This window comes from Arthrobacter sp. Cr_A7 (genome assembly GCF_029222765.1).
In the GTDB taxonomy this organism is placed as follows: domain Bacteria; phylum Actinomycetota; class Actinomycetes; order Actinomycetales; family Micrococcaceae; genus Arthrobacter.
Genome location: NZ_JARHXQ010000190.1, coordinates 1 through 4,451, shown reverse-complemented (window position 1 = coordinate 4,451; position 4,451 = coordinate 1). Strand labels below are relative to the sequence as shown.

Here is a 4,451-nt window from a genome sequence, read left to right as displayed (position 1 = left end):
GGCGCTACAGGTGCGGCAGCACCTTTAGGAGACTGCGGCCACCGTGTAGTCGAACCTTCCGGAGCCGACCTCCACAGGTTCCTGCCCGGGCAGCTCCACCCGTGCAGTGGTTCCGGTGGGCACCTCAACCTCTACGCTCAGGCCTGCAGCAGTGGTGCGCCATGAAATGGCGGCCCGTCCGTAGGGGGTTTCATGTGCCGCCGAGGCCCAGGTAAGGCCGCCGCCGGGCTGCGGCCGGAAGAGGATCCGCCTGTATCCAGGCTCCATGGGCGCCAGCCCGGCGACGCAGCGGTGCATCCAGTCCGCCACCGCGCCCAGCGCGTAGTGGTTGAAGGACGTCATTTCGCCGGGATTGACGGTGCCGTCGGGAAGCAGCGAATCCCACCGTTCCCAAATGGTGGTCCCTCCCTGTTCTACTGAGTAGAGCCAGGAGGGGCACTCCTTCTCCAACAGCAGGTCGTACGCAGTTTCCAGCTCATCCACTTGGGTCAGCGCGTCGGTGATCACCGGGGTTCCGGCGAAGCCTGTGGCGATCCGGTTGCCGGCTTCCCGCACCAGCCTGGCCAGCCGCTTCCCGGCGAGCTGCCGGAGCTCCACAGTGGGAAAGAGGTCAAACACAATAGCCAGCGCGTACGCGGTCTGTGCGTCGCTGGTCATCCGGCCATCAGGCAGGATGTACTCAGCGGCGAAGGCGTCAGCCGCAGCCCGGGCCAGCTCCAGGTAGTGCAGCTCATCCCCGGACTTGCCCAGCACGCCGGCCATTTTGGCAAGGTGCCGGGCAGACCAGGCAAAGTATGCGCTCGCCACCAGATGGCGGTCGGTCTTTGCCTCGCTCGGCTTTTCGGGCGGGGCGCTGGGGTCCAGCCAGTCACCCAGCTGGAAACCTGTATTCCACAGATGGCTGTCTCCGGCCAGCTTGTCCAGCAGGTCCACCCACGCTTTCGCGCTGGGGTACTGGTCGGCCAGGATTCCGGGATCGTTGAACCGTTCATGGAGGACCCATGGAGTGAGGACCGCGACGTCGCCCCACACCGCACCGGGCCGCACGGGCGTCCAGTAGTCCCCTCCGGGAATGACGGGAACGTACCAGGGAACGGTCCCGTTCGGCGATTGTTCGGCGGCCACGTCCTTAAGCCACGAGGAGAGCATGCCCGAGCAGTCATAGAGGAAGGTGGCGGTGGGAGCGAAAACCTGGAGGTCCCCGGTCCAGCCCAGGCGCTCGTCGCGTTGCGGGCAGTCTGTGGGGATGTCCACGAAGTTGCCCTTCATGCTCCAGCGGACATTTTCGTGCAGCCGGTTCAGGCCGGCGTCGGAGCACTCGAACCAGCCGGTGCGTTCCATGTCGGTGTGGTAGACGCGGGCCACAACATTGTCGGCAACATTCCCGCCGGTCCAGCCCTCAATCTCGGCGTACCGGAAGCCGTGGATGGTGAAGCGTGGCTCCCACGTTTCCGGTGCTCCGCCAGCCAGCGTGTAGACGTCCGTCGCGGCTGCTCCCCGCAGCGGCCGGGTGTAGAGCTCGCCGTCCTGCAGGACTTCGGCATGGCGCAAGGTGACTTTGGCGCCTGCTTCGCCGTGGACAGTGATCCGAAGCCTGCCCACATGGTTTTGCCCGAAATCCAGGATGAGCTTCCCCGACGGCGACGTGGAGACGTTCACCGGCTTCACTTCATCGGTGCACCGGACCGGAGGACCTTCGGGAGCCACAAGGGTGGCAGGGTCCCTGGTGACGGCGGCAACGGGCTGCCAGCCGCCGTCGTCGAACCCCTTGCTGCTCCAGCCCGCGGGGAGCTGGCGGGCATCGTGGTCCTCGCCCTCGTACAGGCCGGTGAATAGGATGGGCCCGAAGGCGGCCTTCCACTCGCTGTCCGTTCCCACTACGGTGACGGAGCCGTCGTCGTGCGTGACATGCAGCTGCGCCAGCAGCGCCACCTTGTCCCCGTAGAGGTTCCGGTGCCCGCCGTGGAAGCCGAAACGGCCGCGATACCAGCCATCTGCCAGCCAGGCGCCCATGGCATTCTCGCCCTCGGTGAGCTGGGCGGTGACATCGTAGGTGTAGTAGCGCAGCCGTTTGCCGTACACGGTCCAGCCGGGGGAGAAGGCGTCGCTTCCGATCCGGGTTCCGTTGACCTCCATTTCGTACAGCCCGTGCGCGGTGACGTACAGGCGGGCCGACGCCACCGGCCTGGACAGCGTGAAACCGCGCCGCAGCAGCGGCGGACGCCGGTCCGAATCCGGGTCCTCATCCCAGGCAGGGGTGATGGGGGTTGCCGTCCAGTCAGCAGGTGACAGCAGGCCGGTTTCGACGGCGGCGGCCGGACTCCAGGGGCCGGGCGCCTCATCTGCCTCGCCCCAGACCCGCACGCTGACGTCCGCGCGCTCGCCGGAACCGAGCGGCCGGGCTGGCCACGGCTGAAGCACCGAATCCTGCGACTCAATGCGCTCACTGAGCCAGGTGCCCGCCGCCGAGGTCACGGACACCTGGTAGGCGGACTGGGCCCAGCCGGGCTCGGCGCGTGTCTTCCAGGAGATACGGGGTGTTGCGGTCCCGATGCCCAAGGCACCGGGAAGATGCTCGAAGGTCACCGGTTGGACGGTGGCAGACATAAGGCCTCTTCCATGCAGGGGTGATGAACGTGGGGGCGGCGGCAGGGCCACCGCGGAGTTGGTGTAAGGGGTCCGGGTCCTAGCCCTTGACGGCGCCGGCAGTCATTCCGGCCACGATCTGGCGGTTGAAGAACAGGTACATGACCAGCGGCGGGATGGTGATCAGCAGGATGTTCATGAAGAGCAGGTTGTAGGCGGTGGTGAACTGGCTCTGGAAGTTGAACAGGGTCAGCTGGACAGTGGCGTTGGCGTCCCCGGGCAGGAAGTAGAGCGGGTGCTGGAAATCGTTGAAGACGGCAACGGACTGCACCACGATCACCGTGACGATCACCGAGCGCAGCAGCGGGAAGATCACCCGGAAGAAGAGCCGCACGGGCCCGCACCCGTCAATGACCGCAGCCTCGTCCAGTTCACGGGGAATGGTGGAGATGAACGCCCGGAACAGCATGATGCAGAACGACAATCCAAACGCGACTTCGATGAGGATCAGGCCGGGCAGGGTCTTGAACAGCCCCAGTCCTTGGAGGACCCAGATGGTTGGCACCACGGCAGGCGGGATGATCAGGCCGGACAGGATCAGGAAATTGATCAGCGGATTCCAGCGGCTGCGGCGGCGCTGCAGTACCCAGGCAACCATGGCCGCCAGGATCACCATGATGGCTACGCTGGCGACGGTGAGGATGGTGCTGTTGATGAAGGCCGTGACCAGCATGAACCTGCGGGCGGAGAGGACTTCCTGGAAGTTCTCGATCAGGGCGAAGTTGGTGGGCCAGGAAAATTCGAGCTTGTTGGCTTCCCGGCGGTCCTTCATGGCGGTCAGGGCCATAAAGAGCAGCGGGATGACAAACAGCACCACGGTGACGGCGATGGCCAGGATTCCGACGCCGTAGCGCTTCAGGGCGGCGGTCATGCCTCTACCTCCTTGCGGTTCAGGATCATGGACAGGGGCACGATGACGGCCGTGACAATCAGGAACAGAACCACGTTGCCGGCGGTGGAGAGCCCGTAGAAGCCCGCCTGGTACTGCTTGTAGATCACCGAGGCGATGACGTCAGAGGTGAAGCCGGGGCCGCCCTTGGTCATGGCCCAGATCAGGTCGAAGGAACGCAGCCCGCCGATCAGGGACAGGATGATGACGGTTGCGGTTGCGGGACGGGCCAGCGGCACGGTGATATTCCAGAAGCTCTTGAATGAGCTGGCGCCGTCAACTTTGGCGGCCTCGAAATACTCCTGCGGAATGGACACGATGCCTGCGATGAAGATAACGGTCGCGAGGCCAACGCCCTTCCAGACGTCCACGAAGGCTACCGACATCAGCGCCCAGGCAGGGTCCGTGAGCCACTTCGGGCCCTCGATGCCGACGACGGCGAGCGCTTCGTTGATCATGCCCCGGGAGGGGTCCATCAGCACGGTGAAGACAATGCCGACGCCGATGCTGCTGAGCAGGACGGGGAAGAAGATCACGGAACGGAGGTAGCCGCGGGCAATAATCTGCGCGGTGAGGAGCACTGCCAGCAGCATTCCGAGGACCACCTTGAGGGTGGAGGTCACCACGCCGTAAATGAAGGTGTTGGTCAGCCCTTTGAGGAGCGCTGGTTCCGAGAAGAACTGGACGAAGTTGTCCATGCCGATCCACGTGAATTCGGTCAGGTTCCAGCGCGTGAAGCTGAAGAAGAACGAGGCAAAGGTCGGAACCAGGAACAGGGTTGTGTAGACGAGCGCGGCCGGCAGGTAGAACCAGTAAGGGTAGGACGACTTGCGCTGGCGCCTCTTGGGTGCCGCGGCTGTCAGGGTCCGCCCGGCAGGAGCGGCCACGGTGGTGTTGGTTGTCATGTCAGTATCTC

At 64.9% G+C, this 4,451-nt stretch carries 3 protein-coding genes; all 3 read right to left on the bottom strand.

The features are described 5' to 3' along the window. Positions 1–24: 24 nt before the first annotated feature. The 3 genes from P2Q66_RS11225 to P2Q66_RS11215 all read right to left on the bottom strand — a co-directional run bounded on the left by P2Q66_RS11225 (position 25) and on the right by P2Q66_RS11215 (position 4,440). Positions 25–2,607 carry a glycoside hydrolase family 78 protein gene (locus P2Q66_RS11225; protein ID WP_275728059.1) on the bottom strand — a complete coding sequence of 861 codons (2,583 nt, stop codon included), beginning with the start codon at positions 2,605–2,607 and terminating at the stop codon, positions 25–27. A 79-nt stretch (positions 2,608–2,686) separates the two neighbouring features. Beyond that, a complete protein-coding gene (locus P2Q66_RS11220) occupies positions 2,687–3,517 on the bottom strand; it encodes a carbohydrate ABC transporter permease (RefSeq protein WP_079596738.1) in 831 nt (276 codons plus the stop codon). Beyond that, on the bottom strand, positions 3,514–4,440 hold the full coding sequence (locus P2Q66_RS11215; RefSeq protein WP_275728060.1) for a sugar ABC transporter permease: 927 nt from the start codon (positions 4,438–4,440) through the stop codon (positions 3,514–3,516). The genes P2Q66_RS11220 and P2Q66_RS11215 overlap by 4 nt, the downstream gene beginning before the upstream one ends. Positions 4,441–4,451: the final 11 nt, after the last annotated feature.